General features: G+C 75.7%; 12 protein-coding genes. 7 read left to right on the forward strand and 5 right to left on the reverse strand.

Going from position 1 to position 16,116, the window contains the following annotated elements; all coding sequences use genetic code 11:
* Window positions 1-24: 24 nt before the first annotated feature.
* Entirely contained in the window at window positions 25-1,722 is a 1,698-nt protein-coding gene (locus ACFOWE_RS33440; RefSeq protein WP_377295011.1) for a bifunctional 3'-5' exonuclease/DNA polymerase, read from the forward strand.
* A gap of 129 nt (window positions 1,723-1,851) precedes the next feature.
* Here the strand turns inward: ACFOWE_RS33440 and ACFOWE_RS33445 are convergent, their stop codons facing one another.
* The 5 genes from ACFOWE_RS33445 to ACFOWE_RS33465 form a co-directional block, all read right to left on the reverse strand.
* The gene (locus tag ACFOWE_RS33445) at window positions 1,852-3,144 is read right to left on the reverse strand and encodes an MFS transporter (RefSeq protein ID WP_377295013.1); all 1,293 of its coding nucleotides are present in this window, start codon (window positions 3,142-3,144) and stop codon (window positions 1,852-1,854) included.
* Between the two features lie 156 nt (window positions 3,145-3,300).
* Entirely contained in the window at window positions 3,301-5,427 is a 2,127-nt protein-coding gene (locus tag ACFOWE_RS33450; RefSeq protein ID WP_377295015.1) for a serine/threonine protein kinase, read from the reverse strand.
* 352 nt (window positions 5,428-5,779) lie between these two features.
* Window positions 5,780-7,171 (reverse strand): YlbE family protein, encoded by a 1,392-nt coding sequence (locus ACFOWE_RS33455; RefSeq protein WP_377295017.1) that lies wholly within the window; start codon window positions 7,169-7,171, stop codon window positions 5,780-5,782.
* A 125-nt stretch (window positions 7,172-7,296) separates the two neighbouring features.
* Window positions 7,297-8,907, reverse strand: coding sequence for an FdrA family protein (locus tag ACFOWE_RS33460; protein ID WP_377295019.1), 1,611 nt, complete (start codon window positions 8,905-8,907; stop codon window positions 7,297-7,299).
* Window positions 8,897-9,844, reverse strand: coding sequence for a DUF2877 domain-containing protein (locus tag ACFOWE_RS33465; protein ID WP_377295021.1), 948 nt, complete (start codon window positions 9,842-9,844; stop codon window positions 8,897-8,899). The genes ACFOWE_RS33460 and ACFOWE_RS33465 overlap by 11 nt, the downstream gene beginning before the upstream one ends.
* 133 nt (window positions 9,845-9,977) lie before the next feature.
* Between ACFOWE_RS33465 and ACFOWE_RS33470 the strand changes: the two genes are divergently transcribed.
* The 6 genes from ACFOWE_RS33470 to ACFOWE_RS33495 all read left to right on the forward strand — a co-directional run bounded on the left by ACFOWE_RS33470 (window position 9,978) and on the right by ACFOWE_RS33495 (window position 16,091).
* Window positions 9,978-11,540, forward strand: a complete 1,563-nt coding sequence (locus ACFOWE_RS33470; RefSeq protein WP_377295023.1) for a PucR family transcriptional regulator — start codon at window positions 9,978-9,980, stop codon at window positions 11,538-11,540.
* 106 nt (window positions 11,541-11,646) lie between these two features.
* A complete protein-coding gene (locus tag ACFOWE_RS33475; RefSeq protein ID WP_377295025.1) occupies window positions 11,647-12,444 on the forward strand; it encodes an inositol monophosphatase family protein in 798 nt (265 codons plus the stop codon).
* A 104-nt stretch (window positions 12,445-12,548) separates the two neighbouring features.
* Entirely contained in the window at window positions 12,549-12,767 is a 219-nt protein-coding gene (locus tag ACFOWE_RS33480; RefSeq protein WP_377295027.1) for an RNA-binding S4 domain-containing protein, read from the forward strand.
* A gap of 317 nt (window positions 12,768-13,084) precedes the next feature.
* A complete protein-coding gene (locus ACFOWE_RS33485) occupies window positions 13,085-14,557 on the forward strand; it encodes a uracil-xanthine permease family protein (RefSeq protein WP_377295029.1) in 1,473 nt (490 codons plus the stop codon).
* The gene (locus ACFOWE_RS33490; protein WP_377295031.1) at window positions 14,554-15,450 is read left to right on the forward strand and encodes an FAD binding domain-containing protein; all 897 of its coding nucleotides are present in this window, start codon (window positions 14,554-14,556) and stop codon (window positions 15,448-15,450) included. The genes ACFOWE_RS33485 and ACFOWE_RS33490 overlap by 4 nt, the downstream gene beginning before the upstream one ends.
* Window positions 15,451-15,593: 143 nt before the next feature.
* Window positions 15,594-16,091, forward strand: coding sequence for a (2Fe-2S)-binding protein (locus ACFOWE_RS33495; RefSeq protein WP_377295033.1), 498 nt, complete (start codon window positions 15,594-15,596; stop codon window positions 16,089-16,091).
* The last annotated feature ends 25 nt before the right edge of the window (window positions 16,092-16,116 follow it).

Consider the following 16,116-nt stretch of genomic DNA (forward strand, 5'->3'; position numbering starts at 1 on the left):
GGCCGGGCGTGGCAGGCTGGCCGGGTGAACGTAGTGGTCGCGCCGGGGCCCGGCGGCGGTGGTCTCCTCCTCGAGGAGGGGCGGCCGGGCGTGGCCGTGCTCGACCTGGCCCGGGCCGTGCGGGAGCTGGAGTCGCAGGGTCCCGGCGGGCACGGCGCGGGGCCGGACGGCGTGCCGGGTGGGCACGGTGCGGCGCGGGGCGTCGGGCGGCCGCGCTGGGTCTGGGCCGACACGCGGGAGGTCTACCCGGCGCTGCTGGAACATGGTGTGCGGGTCTCCCGCTGCCACGACCTCGCGCTGACCGAGGGCCTGCTGCTGGGCTACGAGGGGCGCCACGGCGAGCCGAGGTCGGCCCGGGCGGCCCACGCCCGGCTGCACGGCCTGCCGGTGCCCGAGGACCACGGCGAGCAGCACGGGGAGCACCGGGGCGAGCACCGGTGGGCCGGAGCGCGGCAGCCCGCGCTCTTCGGCGACGAGCCGCCCCCGCCGGACGCCGGCCTGGTGGCGGAGGTCCACGCCGACCAGCTCCGGAGGATCGAGGCGACGGCCGACCCGCACCGGTTCCGGCTGCTGGTCGCGGCAGAGTCGGCGGGAGCGCTGATCGCCGCGGAGATGGGCCACGACGGCATGCCCTGGCGGCGCGATCTGCACGACACGCTGCTGGCCGAGATGCTCGGCCCGCGCCCGGCGCACGGCATGCGCCCGGCCCGGCTGCAGGCCCTGGCCGACGAGGTGGCGGCCGCGTTCGGCACGGCGTTCAACCCCGACTCCCAGCAGCAGATCCTCAAGGCGCTCAAGGCCGCGGGCACGCCGGTCTCCTCGGCCCGGGCGCACGAGCTGAAGAAGGTGGACCACCCCGGCATCGCGCCCCTGCTCGCCTACAAGGAGCTGGCCCGCTTCCACAGCTTCCACGGCTGGGCCTGGGCCGACCAGTGGGTCCGCGACGACCGCTTCCGCCCCGAGTACGTCGTGGGAGGGGTGGTCACCGGCCGGTGGGCGACCAGCGGCGGCGGCGCGCTCCAGATCCACAAGACCATGCGCAGGGTCGTGGTGGCCGACGAGGACTGGACGCTGGTCGTGGCCGACGCCGCCCAGCTCGAGCCCCGGGTGCTGGCCGCGATGGCGGGCGACCGCGCCCTGGCCCGGGCGGCCGGCCAGATCGACCTCTACCAGGCGATGGCCCGGGCCTTCGGCGGCGACCGGGACCACGCCAAGATCGCCATGCTCTCGGCGATGTACGGCGGGACCAGCGGGGACGCCCCCAAGCTGCTGGCCGTGATGCGCCGGCGCTTCCCCGACGCCTACCGGTTCGTGGAGGACGCCGCGCGCGCGGGGGAGGAGGGCCGGCTGGTCCGCTCCTGGCTGGGCCGCACCTGCCCGCCGCCCTCGGCCCGCTGGCGGGAGCTGGTCTCCGGTCCCGAGGGCGGCCGCGCCGCCCGCGACCGGGGCCGGTTCACCCGCAACTTCGTGGTCCAGGCGACCGCGGCCGAGTGGGCGCTCGCCCTGATGGCCGTGCTGCGCGGGCTGCTGCCCGGCCTGGCCCGGCTGGTGTTCTTCCAGCACGACGAGGTGATGGTGCACTGCCCGCGGGAGCTGGCGGACCAGGTCGTCGCGGCGGTCGGCCGGGCCGCCGAGGAGGCGACCCGGCTGCTGTTCGGCGCGACCCCGGTGCGCTTCCCGATGGAGACCGCCGTCGTGCGTTGCTACGCCGACGCCAAATGACCCGGTGCGCCCGGCCGTCCGGGCGCCGCCGGTTCGGCGCGGGGCCGGGGCGGGCCCGCTGCGGGGCCGTGCGGGAGTCCCACGGCGGCGGCGCGGTGGTCCGGCCGTTCCCGGTGCGGGACGGGTCGCTCAGCGGCGGGCGAGCGCCAGCCAGAGGGCGGTGGCGGTCACCCCGGCGGCCACCGCGGCGCCGAGCGCGCCGTAGGACAGGGTCTGCACGACCACCCCGGCGACCACCGTGCCGGTGGCGCCGCAGACGTTCATCACCAGGTCCGACAGCCCCTGGACGGCGGGGCGCCGCTCCAGCGGGACGGCCTCGGTGAGCATCGCCGAGCCCGCGACGTGGCCGCAGGACCAGCCGAGGCCGAGCAGGACCAGGCCGGCGGTCACCTGGACGACGCCGTGCTCGCCCGCGGTGCCGGCCAGGACGGCCGCGGCGAGCAGCAGCACCATGCCGAGCACGAGCACCCGGACCCGGCCGACACGGTCGGCGAGCCAGCCGACCGCGGGGGACAGGACGTACATGCCCGCGATGTGGAGGCTGATGACCAGGCCGATGACCGAGACGGCGGCGCCGTGGTGGTCGAGGTGGATCGGGGTCATGGACATGATCGAGACCATGGCGGTGTGGCCGACCGCGATCGCGACGAGCGCCCGCAGCGCGGCCGGGGACGTGCGCAGCGCCTGCCAGGCGGTGCGCAGCGTGCCGCCGCTCCGCACGGCGCTCCCCGCCACGGCCCGGGTTTCGGCTCCGGTCCCCGCCACGGCCCGGGTTTCGGTCCCGGCCCCGCCCTCGGGCGTCACCTCGGTCCCGCGGGCGGGTACGGCGAGCGAGCGGGCCAGGACCAGCGGGTCCGGGCGCAGCCCGGCGGCGATGATGCCCATGGCCAGGACGAAGGAGAGCAGGGCCAGGGCGAACGGTCCGGCGCCCGGGGGCAGGCCGAGCCGCTGGCCGAGCTGGTCGGCCGGGTCGGCGAGGTTGGGGCCGGCGACCGAGCCGACGGTGGCCGCCCAGACCACCCAGGACAGGTGCCGGGCGGAGTGCCCGGCGGGGGACAGGTCCGTGGCCGCGTAGCGCGAGGCCAGGTTGCCCGCGCTGCCGCCGCCGAACAGCACCAGCCCGGCCAGGAGCAGCGGCCAGGAGCCGGCGGTGATGGCCAGGACGGTGACGAGGCAGCCGAGCGTCGCGCAGCCGTACGCCAGGCCCAGTCCCGTCCGGCGCCCGCCCGCGCCGGACGCCTTGGCCGTGGGCAGGGCGAGCAGGGCGGCGCCGAGCACCGTCGCGGTGCCGGCCAGGCCGCCGATCGCCTCCGAGCCGGAGAGCCGGGTGACGAGCACGGAGCTGAGGGTGAAGCTCACGGCGGTGCCCATCCCGCTGGTGATCTGCGCGGCGGTCAGGACGCCGAGCGTGCGCCGCTGCACGGCGGCGGTCCGCTGGGTGTTCGGAGGGAGGATGTCAGGACTTACCGGGGATGTAGTCACGAGCGAAGTCTGTCATCACCCGTGACGCTTCCCCAGCGGGTGTTCCCGGCCCGGAGCGCGGAACGGCGCCCGGGGCCGGGCGCCGCCGGGGCCGTCTCACGCTCCGGGGTCGAAGGTGGAGAAGAACGCGTCGACCAGCTTGGCGCTCTTCTCCCAGTGGATCTCCTTCACCGAGATCGAGATGGTGTAGGCGGTGTCGGAGTCGACCACCACGTACCGGGTCAGCGCATGCATCTGGACGATGCTGCCGGGCTCGGCGTAGGTGTACTCCCAGTCGGCCGCCTTCCAGCCGTTGTACGAGACCGGCGTCACCCCGATCTCGAGATACTCGTCCAGCCCCGTCTTGTCGATCTTGCCGAGCGCGGCCACAGGGTCGGCCACCGGGACCTGGGTGACGACGATGCTCTGGCCGACGCTCTTCGGCCCGGAGAAGACGACGGTGCCGCCGTCGCCCGCCTCCACCGTCCACTTCTCCGGCACCGCGCCGGAGACGCCGCCCTCGGTCAGCCGCTTGTAGCCCTTGGGGACCTCCGACGCGGAGGTCTGCGGCGCGGCGGCCTCGGAGGTCCCGGAGGTCTCGGAGGCCACCGCGGACGAGGTCCGGGCCTCGGGCGGAGCGTCGTCCCCGGGCAGCAGGACGAAGACCAGGGCGGCCACCAGGGCCAGCGCCCCGGCCCCGCCGAGCGCCAGCAGGCGCGGGGAGGGGCCGCCGTCGCCGGAGGCCCTGCGGCGCGTGCTCCTGCGCCCCTCGTCCTCCGCCGCCACGGCCCGGCTCGGCCCGGTCTCCTCCGCCCGTCTGCGCGAGGGCCGGCCGGCCGTCGTGGCGGAGGAGCCCGCGGACGGCGGGAGCCGCTCACCGGTGCGGGCCGGGATCTCACCGGAGAAGCTGGAGAGCGCGTCGAACGAGGAGTCGTTGAAGAAGGCCTCTCCGGGGGAGGCCGCCGGAGGCCGGCCCAGCTCGGAGGAGGAGCTGCGCAGCGCGTCGTAGCCGCTCCGGCTCCCGCCGGACATGCTGTCCAGGGAGGTGAACGGCGCGATGGTGACGTTCAGCGGGGCGGGGTGGCCCGGTGCGCCCACCGGGGGAGCGGCGTGCGCCCCGGAGGGGCTGGACAGCGCGTCGTAGCCGGCCGGGCGGCCGCCGGGAGCGGCGTGCGCCCCGGAGGCGTTCGGGTCGTACGGCACGCGCACCGGCCCAGAGGGGGTCTCGATGATCCGCGAGGGCATCGGGCCGGAGGGCGGGTCCAGCGGCGGCATGAGGTGCATCGGCATGGAGTTGCCCGGGACCGGCATCGCGGCGGGCACCTGGCCGTTGGGGCCCCGGTCGGGGGTGGCGGAGCCGTGCACGCGCAGGACCTGCTCCAGCATCTCCGACACCTGGGCCGCGGGGAGCCGGTCGGCGGGGTTCTTGCGGAGCAGGCCCTCGATGACGGGGGCGAGCGCCCCGGCCCGCTGCGGCCGGACGGGGTCCTGGGTGAGGATCGCGCCGAGCACGGCCACCGCGTCGGGCCCCTCGTACGGCGGGCGGCCCTCGACCGCCGCGTACAGCGTGGCGCCGAAGGCCCACAGGTCGCCGGCCTGGTTGATCGGCTGGCCGGAGAGCCGCTCCGGCGGGATGTAGGCGGGGGAGCCCATCAGCAGGCCGGTCTGGGTGATCGTGACGTCGCCCTCGAGCGCGGCGATGCCGAAGTCGGTGAGGATCACGCGGTCGGAGGTGAGCAGCACGTTGCCCGGCTTGACGTCGCGGTGCAGGATCCCGGAGGCGTGCGCGTGGCGCAGCGCGTCGAGCACCCTGATGCCGATCTCGGCGGCCTGCGCCACCGGGAGCGGGCCGCTCTCCCGCACCGCCTGCTCCAGCGACCAGGCCCGCACGAGCTCCATCACGATCCAGGGGCGCCCGTCCTCCTCGACGACGTCGTGGACGGTCACGATCCCCGGGTGGCTGAGCCGGGCCGCCGAGCGGGCCTCGCGCATCATGCGCCGGTAGGCCGCGTGCTTGCCCGCGTGGTCGAGCCCGTAGGGAAGGATCAGCTCCTTCACCGCGACGTCGCGGTCGAGCAGTACGTCGTGCGCGTGCCAGACCATGCCCATGCCGCCGCGGCCCACCGCCGCCAGCAGGCGATAGCGCTTGCCGATCAGCCTGCCCTGTCCCGTAGGTGTGGTCCCGGTGATGTTCGCACCCTCCGGTCCAGGGGGTACCTTGCCGATCAGACGGTCAGCCGACATACCCCGCCCCCATATCCAAGGCTGTTTGTGAGGTTGGACACGATATCCGGATCACATTCGGTAATGGAAGTTGGGTAGCTAGAAAAGGACTTCATGGTATTTGAAGGTCTTTGATGCCCTTTGCGTTACCTCTCTATCGACCGTACCCGACGTCCCAAGCCTCACGCCACTACGCCGACCCGCGCTGACGTGCGCGGACACACGCGGAGACCGGCGGAGGCGGCACAGGAGGCGGCACCGGGACAGCATCGAGACAGCATCGAGGCGACACGTAGACAGCACTGAGACAGCACCGAGGCGCTGACACGGCCGGGGGAGACCGGGCCGGCGGGAGTGGCGCGGAGAAAACGATCTAGAAGGGCGCGTCCCGGGCCAGCGCGGCCAGTGCGGCGGTGAAGGCCGAGACGGGCGGGGCGACCAGGCCCGCGCCGACCTGCCCGGTGCCCGCGACCCTGCCCGCGATGCCGGTGTTCACCGTCGGCAGCAGGCCGGTTCTGGCCACCAGCGCCACGTCCACGCCCACCGGCGTGCCCCGGAACCCCAGGGCGGGGATCTGGTAGGCGGGGTGCTCGGCGAGGGTGATCTCGTACATCGACCGGGTGGCCGCCGTGGCGGCGGAGACGTCGCCCCCGACGAACCTGACGATCGCCGGCGCCGCCGCCATCGCGAAACCGCCCAGCCCGGCCGTCTCGGTGATCGTCGAGTCGCCGATGTCGGGGTTGGCGTCCGCCGGGCCGTACGCGCCGAGGTAGAGCCCGTCCGGCACCCCCGCCGGACCGGTGAACCAGCGGTCGCCGAGGCCGGAGACCTGCACGCCGAAGTCGGTGCCGTTGCGGGCCATCGCCACCACCAGGGTGGAGCCGGGCACGTCCCGCGCCGCGTCGGCGCTCACCTTGCAGGCGGCCATGCCCGCGTTGAGGAAGAAGTGGTCGTTGCCGCCCGCGAAGCGCAGCACCTCGGCCGCGCGGGCGCCGGCCGTCTCCACCAGGGCGGGCGCCAGCTCGCGGACCAGCAGCGAGGTCGCGGCGCGGTTGCGGTTGTGCAGCTCGTCGCCCATCTGCAGGGCCTGCGCGATCATCGACCGCAGGTCCAGCGGTCCCGTCGCCGCCAGGGCCGCGGCCAGAGCCGGGCCGAGCACCTCGCCCATCCAGCGCAGCCGCCCGATCACCTCGGGGCCGTAGGCGCCGTAGCGCAGCACCTTGCCGAGCCCCTCGTTGAGCGAGCAGTAGGCGGTGCCGCCGTGCTCGGCGTCGCGCACCTCGAACATCCACATCGACGGGCTGACCACCCCCGCCATCGGGCCCACCGCCGCGTGGTGGTGGCACGGCTCCAGCCGGACGCCTCCCGCGGCCAGCAGCCGCCCGGCCTCCTCGGCGTCGGCGGCCATGCCCTCCAGCAGCACCGCGCCGACCAGGGCGCCGCGCATCGGCCCGGAGGCCCGCTCCCAGTCGATCGGCGGCCCGGCGTGCAGGAACGTGCCCGGCGGCAGGTCCAGCGCCTCGCGGGCGGGCCGTACCCCGGCCAGCAGGGGGCGCGCGGACGTCAGCCGCTCCACCGCCCGGGCGTTGGCGGCGGCCCGGCGCGGGTCGGCCAGCACCCGGGCCAGGTCGGCCTCGGTGCCCGGCAGCGGCGGCCGCCAGTCGACCGCGGTGCGCGGTACGGCCTGCGCGTCCAGCGCCTCGCCGAGCACGGCGGCCCCGGCGGTGATCACGTGCGGTTCGCCGGAGAGCATGGACAGGCTCATCGGGTACCTCCGGTGGGGTTCGTCGGGTGCCTGCTCGTGGGGTGCCCGTTCACCGGGTGCCCGTTCACCGGGTGCCCGTTCACCGGGTGTCCCGGACCGGGCTCACCGGGCGCTTCCGGCCGGGTTCACCGGGCGCCTCCGCACAGGCGGGCCGCGTGGCGGGCCGCGCGCGCGTTGGAGGCGAACACGTCCGCTCCCGCCGCCCGCAGCGCCTCCGCCTGCGCGTCCAGCCCCTGCGGGTCCCCCGCGGAGCCGACCAGCGCGGCGACCACGGTCGTGCCGCGGGCCACGGCGGCGGCGATCGCGGGGGCGAGCCGGGCGGCGGGATCGGGGTCGGCGCCGTGGCCGAGCACCACGTCGAGCAGGGCCACGTCCCCGGCGGGCACCGCGGCCAGCGCCTCCAGGCGGAGCGAGGGGTCGATCATCGGGTGGGCCCGGCCCCGGGTGTAGGCGTCGTCGCCGTAGTCGGTGAAGGTCCCGGTCCCGGCGGCGAGCTCCGCCTCCGCGCAGAGCGTGCCACCGGAGTAGATCCCGTGCAGCGCCCGCGCCCGCCCGCCCGCCGTGCCGGCCGCTCCGGCGCCGCCGGCCGCGCTCCCCGCCGGGACGCACTCCGCCGTGCCGCCCGCCGCATCCCTCCCTGCGCCGTCCGGCGCGGCGGGCCCCGGGGTGCGACCGGCACCGGCGGCCGGCCAGGCGGGCCAGTCGGGGACCTGCGCCCCGAGCGCCCGGAGCACGGCCTCGGCGGCCGAGGTCAGGTCCGGCCCGCCGTTCCACGAGGAGTCTCCGTCCTCCGCGGAGCCCTCCGTGGAACCGCCGTCCTCCGCGGAGCCTCCGTTCTCCGCCGCGCCGGGGAACACGGTCACCACGGGGGTGGCGAGCCGGGCGGCGGCCCGCCGTACGTCGCGCGCCACCTCCGGCGCCGGGGGCTTGGAGACCAGCACGATCAGCTCGGTGGCGGGGTCGGCGTCGAGCGCGGCGAGGGCGTGGAGCGTGGACAGCCCGCCCACCTCCGCCGACAGGTCGCGCCCGCCGACGCCGAGCACGTGGCTCACCCCGACGCCCGCCAGGTCCAGCAGGCACGTCAGCTGCTGCGCGCCGGTCCCGGAGGCCGCCACCACCCCGACCGGTCCGGGCCGCAGCACGTTGGCGAAGCCGAGCCCGGCCCCGGCGACCACGGCGGTGCCGCAGTCCGGTCCCATGACCAGCACGCCGCGCTCGGCGGCCCGCCGCTTGAGCAGCACCTCCTGCGCGACGGGGACGTTGTCGCTGAAGACCATCACGGACAGGCCGGCCTCGACCGCGTCCAGCGCCTCGGCGAACGCGTGCGGCCCGGGAACGGAGACCAGGGCCAGCGTCGCGCCGCCGCCCGCCGCCCGCACGGCGGCGCGCACGGTGCGCGGCGGCTCCCCGGCGCCGTTTTCGGCCCCGCCGTCCCCGGCGCCGCCCTCCGGGCCGAGGCCGTCCAGCAGCCTGCCGACCTCGGCCGCGGCCCGGCCGGCGGCGTCCCGGTCGTCGGCCCGCAGCGCGACCAGCAGGTCGCCGGGCCCGGCGGCGGGGAGCTCGAAGCCCAGCTCGGCGGCGATGCCGAGATTGAGCTCGGTGGCCATGGCCACCACCGCGACCTTCACCCCGGGCAGGTCGCCGGCCGCCCGGCTGACCCGCATCAGGCTCACCGAGTCGTGGTACACCCCCGTCCGCACCTGTACCAGATCGGTGCCGGGCTGCTCAGCGTCCACCTGCTCCCACTTTCGCGATCGTCCCGCCGGGGCGGCCCGCCCCGGCGATCCCGCCCGTCCCGCGTGCTTGCTCCGCGAGGCCGACGACGGCGGCGAGCCCGGCGCGCAGCCCCCAGGCCAGGTCGGCGCCGGAGGTGTGGCCGAGCCCGAGCAGCCGGGCCAGGGCGGGCTCCAGCGGCTGCCGCCCGGCCAGGCCGCGCAGGACCGCCAGGACCTCGCCGCTCGTCTGGCCCCGGGCCGCGCAGTGCAACAGGGTCGCCGAGATGGGGGTGGTCCTGCCCCGGGCGTCGAAGGTCACCGCGGCGGCCAGCCAGTCGGCCAGCCATACCGCCCGTTCCACACCGGCGGCCGTGCCCAGGTGGCGCAGCGCCACCAGCAGCCCGGCGAGCATGTCGTCACCGCTGGGCGTCAGGCCGGGCCCGAGCCCGATGAGCTGCTCGGCGGCGGTGACGCAGCGCAGCAGCCGGGCCTCGGCGCAGCCGGCGGCCAGCACGCCGGCGGCCCCGTTGCCCTCCAGCGCCGGCCGCCGGAGAGACGCCTCGCACAGGCCCGTCAGCAGGAGCAGCGCGCGCGCCAGCCGCGGCGGATCGGCCGGGCCGAGTGGCGGGGCAGGGTCCCACCAGCGGCGGGCCCGCAGACTGAGCCCGCCGATCTCGATCGAGCCGTCCCCCGCGGAGGCGTCGTCGCCCACCGCCACCCGGGGCACGGGACCGGTGACGACCATCGCGTTGGGCAGCCGGGCGGCCTCCCCGGTGAGCACCGCGACCACCTGCGGTTCGAGCTCCGTGCGGACCTCCAGGTAGACGCACGAGGGAAAGGCCGCCAGCACCCGCGCGGGGCGGCGGGGCGACTCCAGCACCGGGCGCAGGGCCGTGCTGGCCGCACCGGTCGCGTGCGTCCGCGCCGGAGCCCGCCGCGCGCCCGGACGTGTCCCCACCGTCACCGCGTCCTCCCGTTCATGAGCCCGACGGTAGAACGGCGCTCGATCACCCCGTACGGAGAAAGGTGCCAACAGTCGGCCCAAAGGTTGGCTCTTCCTGACAGACGTCTTCATCGGTCACAATCGACCCATGGAGCCCCCTGTACGCCTGGCCAGCACCGGCACGATCATTCACGGCGTCTCCGTCGGGGAGGTCCTCGGCGTCTCGACGCTGGCCGGGGCCCGGCTGATCGCGGGCGGGGGAGGGCTGGACCGGGTCGTGCAGCGCCTCAACGTGATGGAGGTCCCCGACATCCTCGCCTGGGTCAAACCCCACGAGCTGCTGCTGACCACCGGCTATCCGCTGCGGAACACCCCCCAGTCGCTCGACCGGCTCGTGGCGGACCTGGACGAGCGGGGCCTGTCCGCGCTCGCCATCAAGCTCGGCCGCTATCTGGACGAGCTGCCCGGCGAGATGGCCCGGCAGGCCGACCGGCTGGGCTTCCCGCTGATCCTGCTCCCCGAGGACGTCGGCTTCGACGACATCCTCAACCAGGTCCTCACCGACATCCTCAACCGGCAGGCCGCCGTGCTGGCCCGCGCCGAGGAGGCGCACCGGGCCCTGGTGGCGATCGTGCTGGCCGGCGGCGGCCTGCGCGAGGTGACCGCCGAGGTCGCCGGGCTGCTCGACGTCGCCGTGGCCGTGACCGACGGCGCCGGCCAGGTGCTGGCCTCGGCCGGGCCGGCCGAGTACCTCGCCGCGCTGCGCACCGCGCCCGAGGACCGGCGCACCGCCGTCCCCGTCGTCGCGGGCGGGCACCACCACGGCCGGATCGCCGCGTGCGGCCCCGCCGGGCCGGTCCCCGACAGCGACGTCGGCATCCTGGAGCGCGCCGCGACGGTCGCCGCCCTCGTGATCACCCGGCAGGAGGCGGTCAACGCCGTCGAGAGCAAGTACCGCTCCGACTTCCTGCGCGACGTGCTCACCGGCAAGGCGGGCGGCTCCGAGCGGATCACCTCCCGGGCCAAGGCCTTCGGCTGGGACCTGCGGCGCCCGGTCACCGTCCTGGTGGCCGAGCTCGACCCGGAGTCGGACGAGCGGATCGCCCAGGACCGCCTGGCGGCGAGCTGGACGGCCGCGCTCCGCCGCCACGACCCGCGCGGCGCGGTGGCCGGCTTCTCCCACGAGGTGGTCGCCGTCGTCGGCGCGGCCGTCGACACCGCCCGCCTGACCAGGGACGCGGCGGCGGCCTTCAGCGAGGGGACACCCGCGACCTTCTCCACCGGCGTCAGTCGTACGGCTCCGGGCGCCGAGGCGCTCCCCGAGGCGTACTCCCAGGCGCTGAAGGCGGCCCGGGTCGGCCGCCAGCTGCACGGCCCCGGCGCGGTCGCGCACTTCGACCAGCTCGGGGTCTACCGGCTGCTCTCGCTGGTCAGCGACACCGCCGAGCTGCACGCCTTCGTCCGCGAGACGCTCGGCCCGCTCGCCTCCGACGACGACCCGGAGAACGCCGACCTGCGCCGGACGCTCCAGGTGCTGCTGGAGACCAACCTCAACGTCGCCGAGACGGCCCGGCGGCTGCACTTCCACTACAACACGCTCCGCTACCGGATCGGCAAGCTGGAGCGGATGCTGGGCTGCTTCACCGAGGACGCACACCTGCGGCTCAACCTGACGCTCGCGCTGCACGTCCTGCGCATGCGCGGCATCTAGCGGGCCCGCGCGGCCGCCGGGACCCGTCCCCGCTCGTAGGCTGGAGGCCCGGCCGGGAACGAGGTCCGCGGCCGGGCCTTCGCCGTACGCCGAGGAGCCGCCGAGCATGACCGTCCACCTGCCGTCGCTGCTGCCGGTCGCCGAGCGGGCCGTCGCCGTCGCCGCGGAGATCGTGCGGACCCGCCTCCCCGGGGCCGTCACCGCCAAGGGCGACCGGGACATGGCCACCGAGGTGGACTACGCCGTCGAGCAGGCCGTACGGGACTTCCTGGCCGAACAGACACCGGAGATCGGGTTCCTGGGGGAGGAGGAGGGCGCCGTGGCGGGGGCGGACAGCGGCCTGACCTGGGTCCTCGACCCGGTGGACGGCACGGTCAACCTCCTGCACGGCGTCCCGCTCTGCGGGGTCTCCCTGGGGCTGGTCGGCGGGGATCTGCCGCGCCTGGGCGTGATCGAGCTGCCGTTCCTGGGGCTGCGGTACACGGCGGTGGAGGGCGGCGGGGCCCGGGCCGGGGAGGCGCCGATCCGCGTGAGCGGGGCCGGCGCCCTGTCCGACGCGGTGGTGGCCGTCGGCGACTACGCCGTGGGGGAGGGCGCCGAGGCCGCGAACCGCCCCCGGCTGACCCTCACCGGCGAGCTCGCCGCACGGGTGAGCCGGGTCCGCATGTTAGGCTCGGCGGCCGTCGACCTCGCCTGGGTGGCGGAGGGCAGGATCGACGCCTGCGTGATGCTCAACAACCGCCCGTGGGACACCGCGGCGGGGGTGCTGATCGCGAGGGAGGCCGGGGCCGTGGTCGTCGACGCGGACGGGACCCCGCACACCATGGGCTCCCGCGCCACGATCGCGGCGGCCCCCGCCGTCCTGCGGGAGCTGCTCGGGCTCGTCGCACGGGCCGGAGGCTGACCGGCCCGCCGCCGGGGCCGGGTCACGCCGCGCGGCTCTCCGCGCGGCTCCCCGCGGACCGCCGACCTCGGAGAACCCGCGGACGCGACCACTAGGCTGAGGCCGTGAACGAGACCTTTGAGCTGGAAACCGACTACATCCCCCTGTGCGACCTGCTGAAGTACTGCGCCGTGACCGACACCGGAGGCCAGGCCAAGTACCTCATCTCCACCGGGAGCGTGCTGGTCGACGGCGAGGTCGAGCTCCGCAAGACCTGCAAGATCCGCGCCGGCCAGGTCGTCACGGGCGACGGCTTCGAGATCCGCGTCGTCGCCCAGCGCTGACCGCCCAGCGCTGACCGTCCCGCACCGGTCGCCCTGAGCCGGTCGTCCCGCACCGACTGCCCCACACCGACTGCCTCGAGCCGTGCGGGCCGTACCCGCTCCCCCGCAGGCCGGTCGGCCCGCTCCCGGCCTGCTCACCGGGGGCCGGGTACGGCGGTGCGCGACGCTTCTCCTGGCCGGTGGGGCAGATTTGGCAGATCATGCTGATGAACGGCCGCGGGCACGGGCCTAGCGTGCCCGCAACGGCAGATGAGGATCCGCCGGAAGGAGTGCCTGCGGGGCGGCCACCGACCGACGGCCCGGGAAAGGTGGGCTTGATGGTTGCAGGTTGGACCAAGCACGGAGACGGCAGGACGCCGGCTCCGGGGGAGGTCGTCAGACCGGACGAGCGGCTGTCCTGGCCGCGCATGGTCGGGTTCGGCGCCCAGCACGTCATCGCGATGTTCGGCGCGACGTTCGTCTTCCCCCTGGTCATGGGGCTGGACCCGAACGTCGCGATCATGTTCTCCGGGGTCGCCACGATCCTGTTCCTGCTCATCGTGCAGGGCAAGGTGCCCAGTTACCTCGGCACCAGCGCCTCGTTCGTGGGCGGTGTGCTGGCGATCAGGGCGCTCTTCGGCGGGGACACCGCCGAGGCCGACGCGATCGTCACCGGCGCGATCCTCGTCGCCGGCCTGGTGCTCGCCCTGATCGGCGTGGCGATGCACGTCATGGGCGTGCAGATCATCAACCGGATCTTCCCGCCCGTCGTCACCGGCGCCGTCGTCATGCTGATCGGTTTCGGCCTGGCCTACGTGGTCGCGGACGTCTACTGGCCGCAGGACCAGTGGATCGCGCTCATCACGATGACCGTCACCTTCCTGATCATCGTGCTCTTCAAGGGGTTCGCGGGCCGGATCGGCGTCCTGCTCGGCCTGGTGATCGGCTTCGTGCTCTCCTGGGCGGCCGACCGGGTCTTCGGGGACATCACCGCCTACAACGCGGCCACCGGCCAGGTCGACACGCACCCCCGGGTCAGTTTCGACGCGGTCGCCTCCGCCGACTGGATCGGGCTGCCGGACATGCACCTGCCCGACTTCAAGGTCTCCGCGGTCATCCTGGTGCTCCCGGCGGTCATCGCGCTGGTCGCCGAGAACGTCGGCCACGTCAAGGCCGTCGGCGAGATGACCGGCACCGACGTCAACCCGTACATGGGGCGGGCGATCATCGGCGACGGCGTCGGCACCATGGTCACCAGCGCCTTCGGCGGCTCCCCGACCACCACCTACGCCGAGAACATCGGCGTCATGGCCGCCACCCGCGTCTACTCCACGGCCGCCTACTACATCGCGGCGGTCATCGCGATCGGTTTCGGCCTCTGCCCGAAGTTCGGCGCGCTGGTCGCGGCGACCCCCGGCGGCGTGCTCGGCGGCATCACCGTCATCCTCTACGGCATGATCGGCCTGCTCGGCGCGAAGATCTGGATCGAGAACCGGGTGGACTTCGCCGACCCGGTCAACATGGTCCCCGTCGGGGCGGGCATCATCCTCGCCATCGGCCCGGTCAAGCAGACGATCGGCTCCGACTTCGCCCTGGAGGGCATCGCGCTCGGCACCATCGTGGTGCTGGCCGGCCACCACCTGCTGCGGGCCATCGCCGGCCGCGGCGCGAGGACCCCGGCCGCGGTGACGGCCGCTCCGGCGGGGCCGGGGAGCGGCGCGGCGGGCACGGACGCGGGGAAGGACGCAGCGCCTCCAGCGCCTCCAGCAGGGGAGCCCCCGGCCGGGCCGGACCGTGGAGCCGCCGGGTGAAGCCACCCCCCTTCGACCACCACGCTCCCCGCTCCCTCGGCGAGGCGCTCGACGTCCTCGCCGAGGTCGGGGAGCACGGCAAGGTGCTCGCCGGCGGCCAGAGCCTGATCCCGCTGATGAACATGCGGCTGGCCGCCCCCGCCCACCTCGTCGACATCAACCGGGTCGGTGCCCTGGACGGGATCGAGGCCGGGCCGGACGGGGTCCGCGTCGGAGCGCTGGCCCGGCACGCCCACCTGGAGCGCTCCGGGCCGGCCGCCGCCGTCCAGCCGCTGCTGCGCCGGGCGCTCCGGCTGGTGGCCCACCCGGTGATCCGCAACCGGGGCACCGTGGTCGGCAGCCTCGCCCACGCCGATCCGGCGGCCGAGCTGCCCGCCGTGCTGGCGCTGCTCGGCGGCTCGGTACGGCTCGCGCGGCGCGGGGGCACGCGCGAGGTGGCGGCCGGGGAGTTCTTCACCGGTCCGCTGGAGCCGGCGCTGCGCCCCGGCGAGCTGGCCGTCTCCGCCTTCTTCCCCGCCCTGCCGCCGCGCGCGGGAACCGCCTTCCGCGAGGTGTCCCGCCGGCACGGCGACTACGCCCTGGCCGGGGTCGCGGCCCTGGTCCGGCTGGACGGCGACCTGCGGGTCGCCGAGGCGAGGGCGGCGTGCGTGAGCGCGGGCCCCGTCCCGCTGGTCGTCGACGTCACCGCCGTGTGCGGGGCGCGGCCGCCGGAGGCCGCCGGCTGGGCCGAGGCGGCACGGGTCGTGCGGGAGCGTGCCGAGCCGGAGACCGACATCCACGCGACCGCCGAGTACCGGCGGCACCTGACCGGGGTCCTCGCCGAGCGGGCGCTCCGGGAGGCCGCGAAGGAGGCGCTGGAGGCGGCGGCGAAGGAGAGCGGGGGGACACCGTGAGGAACACGGCGGGGAACGCGGTGGGGAACACGGCGGGGAGCGCGGTGGGGAACACGGCGGGGAGCGCGGTGGGGAACACGGCGGGGAGCGCGGTGGGGAACGCCGGGGGGAACGCGGTGGGGAACGCCGGGGGGAAGGCAGCCATGGGTGAGAGCGCGCACGAGATCACGCTGACCGTCAACGGCGTCGTACGGCGGGCGCGGGTGCCGGCGCGGCGGCTGCTGTCGGACTGCCTCCGGCACGACCTGGGCCTCACCGGCACACACGTCGGCTGCGAGCACGGCGTCTGCGGCTGCTGCACGGTCCTGCTCGACGGCGAGCCGGTCCGCTCCTGCCTGACCTTCGCCGTCACCGTCGACGGGCACGAGATCACCACCGTCGAGGGGCTCGCGGACGGCGACCGCCTCTCACCGGTGCAGCGGGCCTTCGCCGAGTGCCACGGCCTGCAGTGCGGGTTCTGCACCCCCGGGTTCCTGTGCACGGTGACCGCGCTGCTGCGGGACAACCCCGCGCCGACCGGCGAGGAGGTGCTGGAGGGCCTGTCGGGCAACCTGTGCCGGTGCACCGGCTACCAGAACATCGTCAGGGCCGTGCACCGCGCGGCGGAGATCATGGCGGAGGAGCGGACGGAGGGCGCATGACGGGAACCCCCGGACGGATCCCCGG

The organism is Planomonospora corallina (assembly GCF_042650625.1).
In the GTDB taxonomy this organism is placed as follows: domain Bacteria; phylum Actinomycetota; class Actinomycetes; order Streptosporangiales; family Streptosporangiaceae; genus Planomonospora_B; species Planomonospora_B corallina.

What these genes read in the sequence shown, in the direction of transcription:
- ACFOWE_RS33475 (WP_377295025.1), top strand. Translation starts at nt 11,647, where the DNA reads ATGACCGTCCACCTGCCGTCGCTGCTGCCGGTCGCCGAGCGGGCCGTC.
- ACFOWE_RS33455 (WP_377295017.1), bottom strand. Translation starts at nt 7,171, where the DNA reads ATGAGCCTGTCCATGCTCTCCGGCGAACCGCACGTGATCACCGCCGGG.
- ACFOWE_RS33450 (WP_377295015.1), bottom strand. Translation starts at nt 5,427, where the DNA reads ATGTCGGCTGACCGTCTGATCGGCAAGGTACCCCCTGGACCGGAGGGT.
- ACFOWE_RS33470 (WP_377295023.1), top strand. Translation starts at nt 9,978, where the DNA reads ATGGAGCCCCCTGTACGCCTGGCCAGCACCGGCACGATCATTCACGGC.
- ACFOWE_RS33485 (WP_377295029.1), top strand. Translation starts at nt 13,085, where the DNA reads ATGGTTGCAGGTTGGACCAAGCACGGAGACGGCAGGACGCCGGCTCCG.
- ACFOWE_RS33495 (WP_377295033.1), top strand. Translation starts at nt 15,594, where the DNA reads ATGGGTGAGAGCGCGCACGAGATCACGCTGACCGTCAACGGCGTCGTA.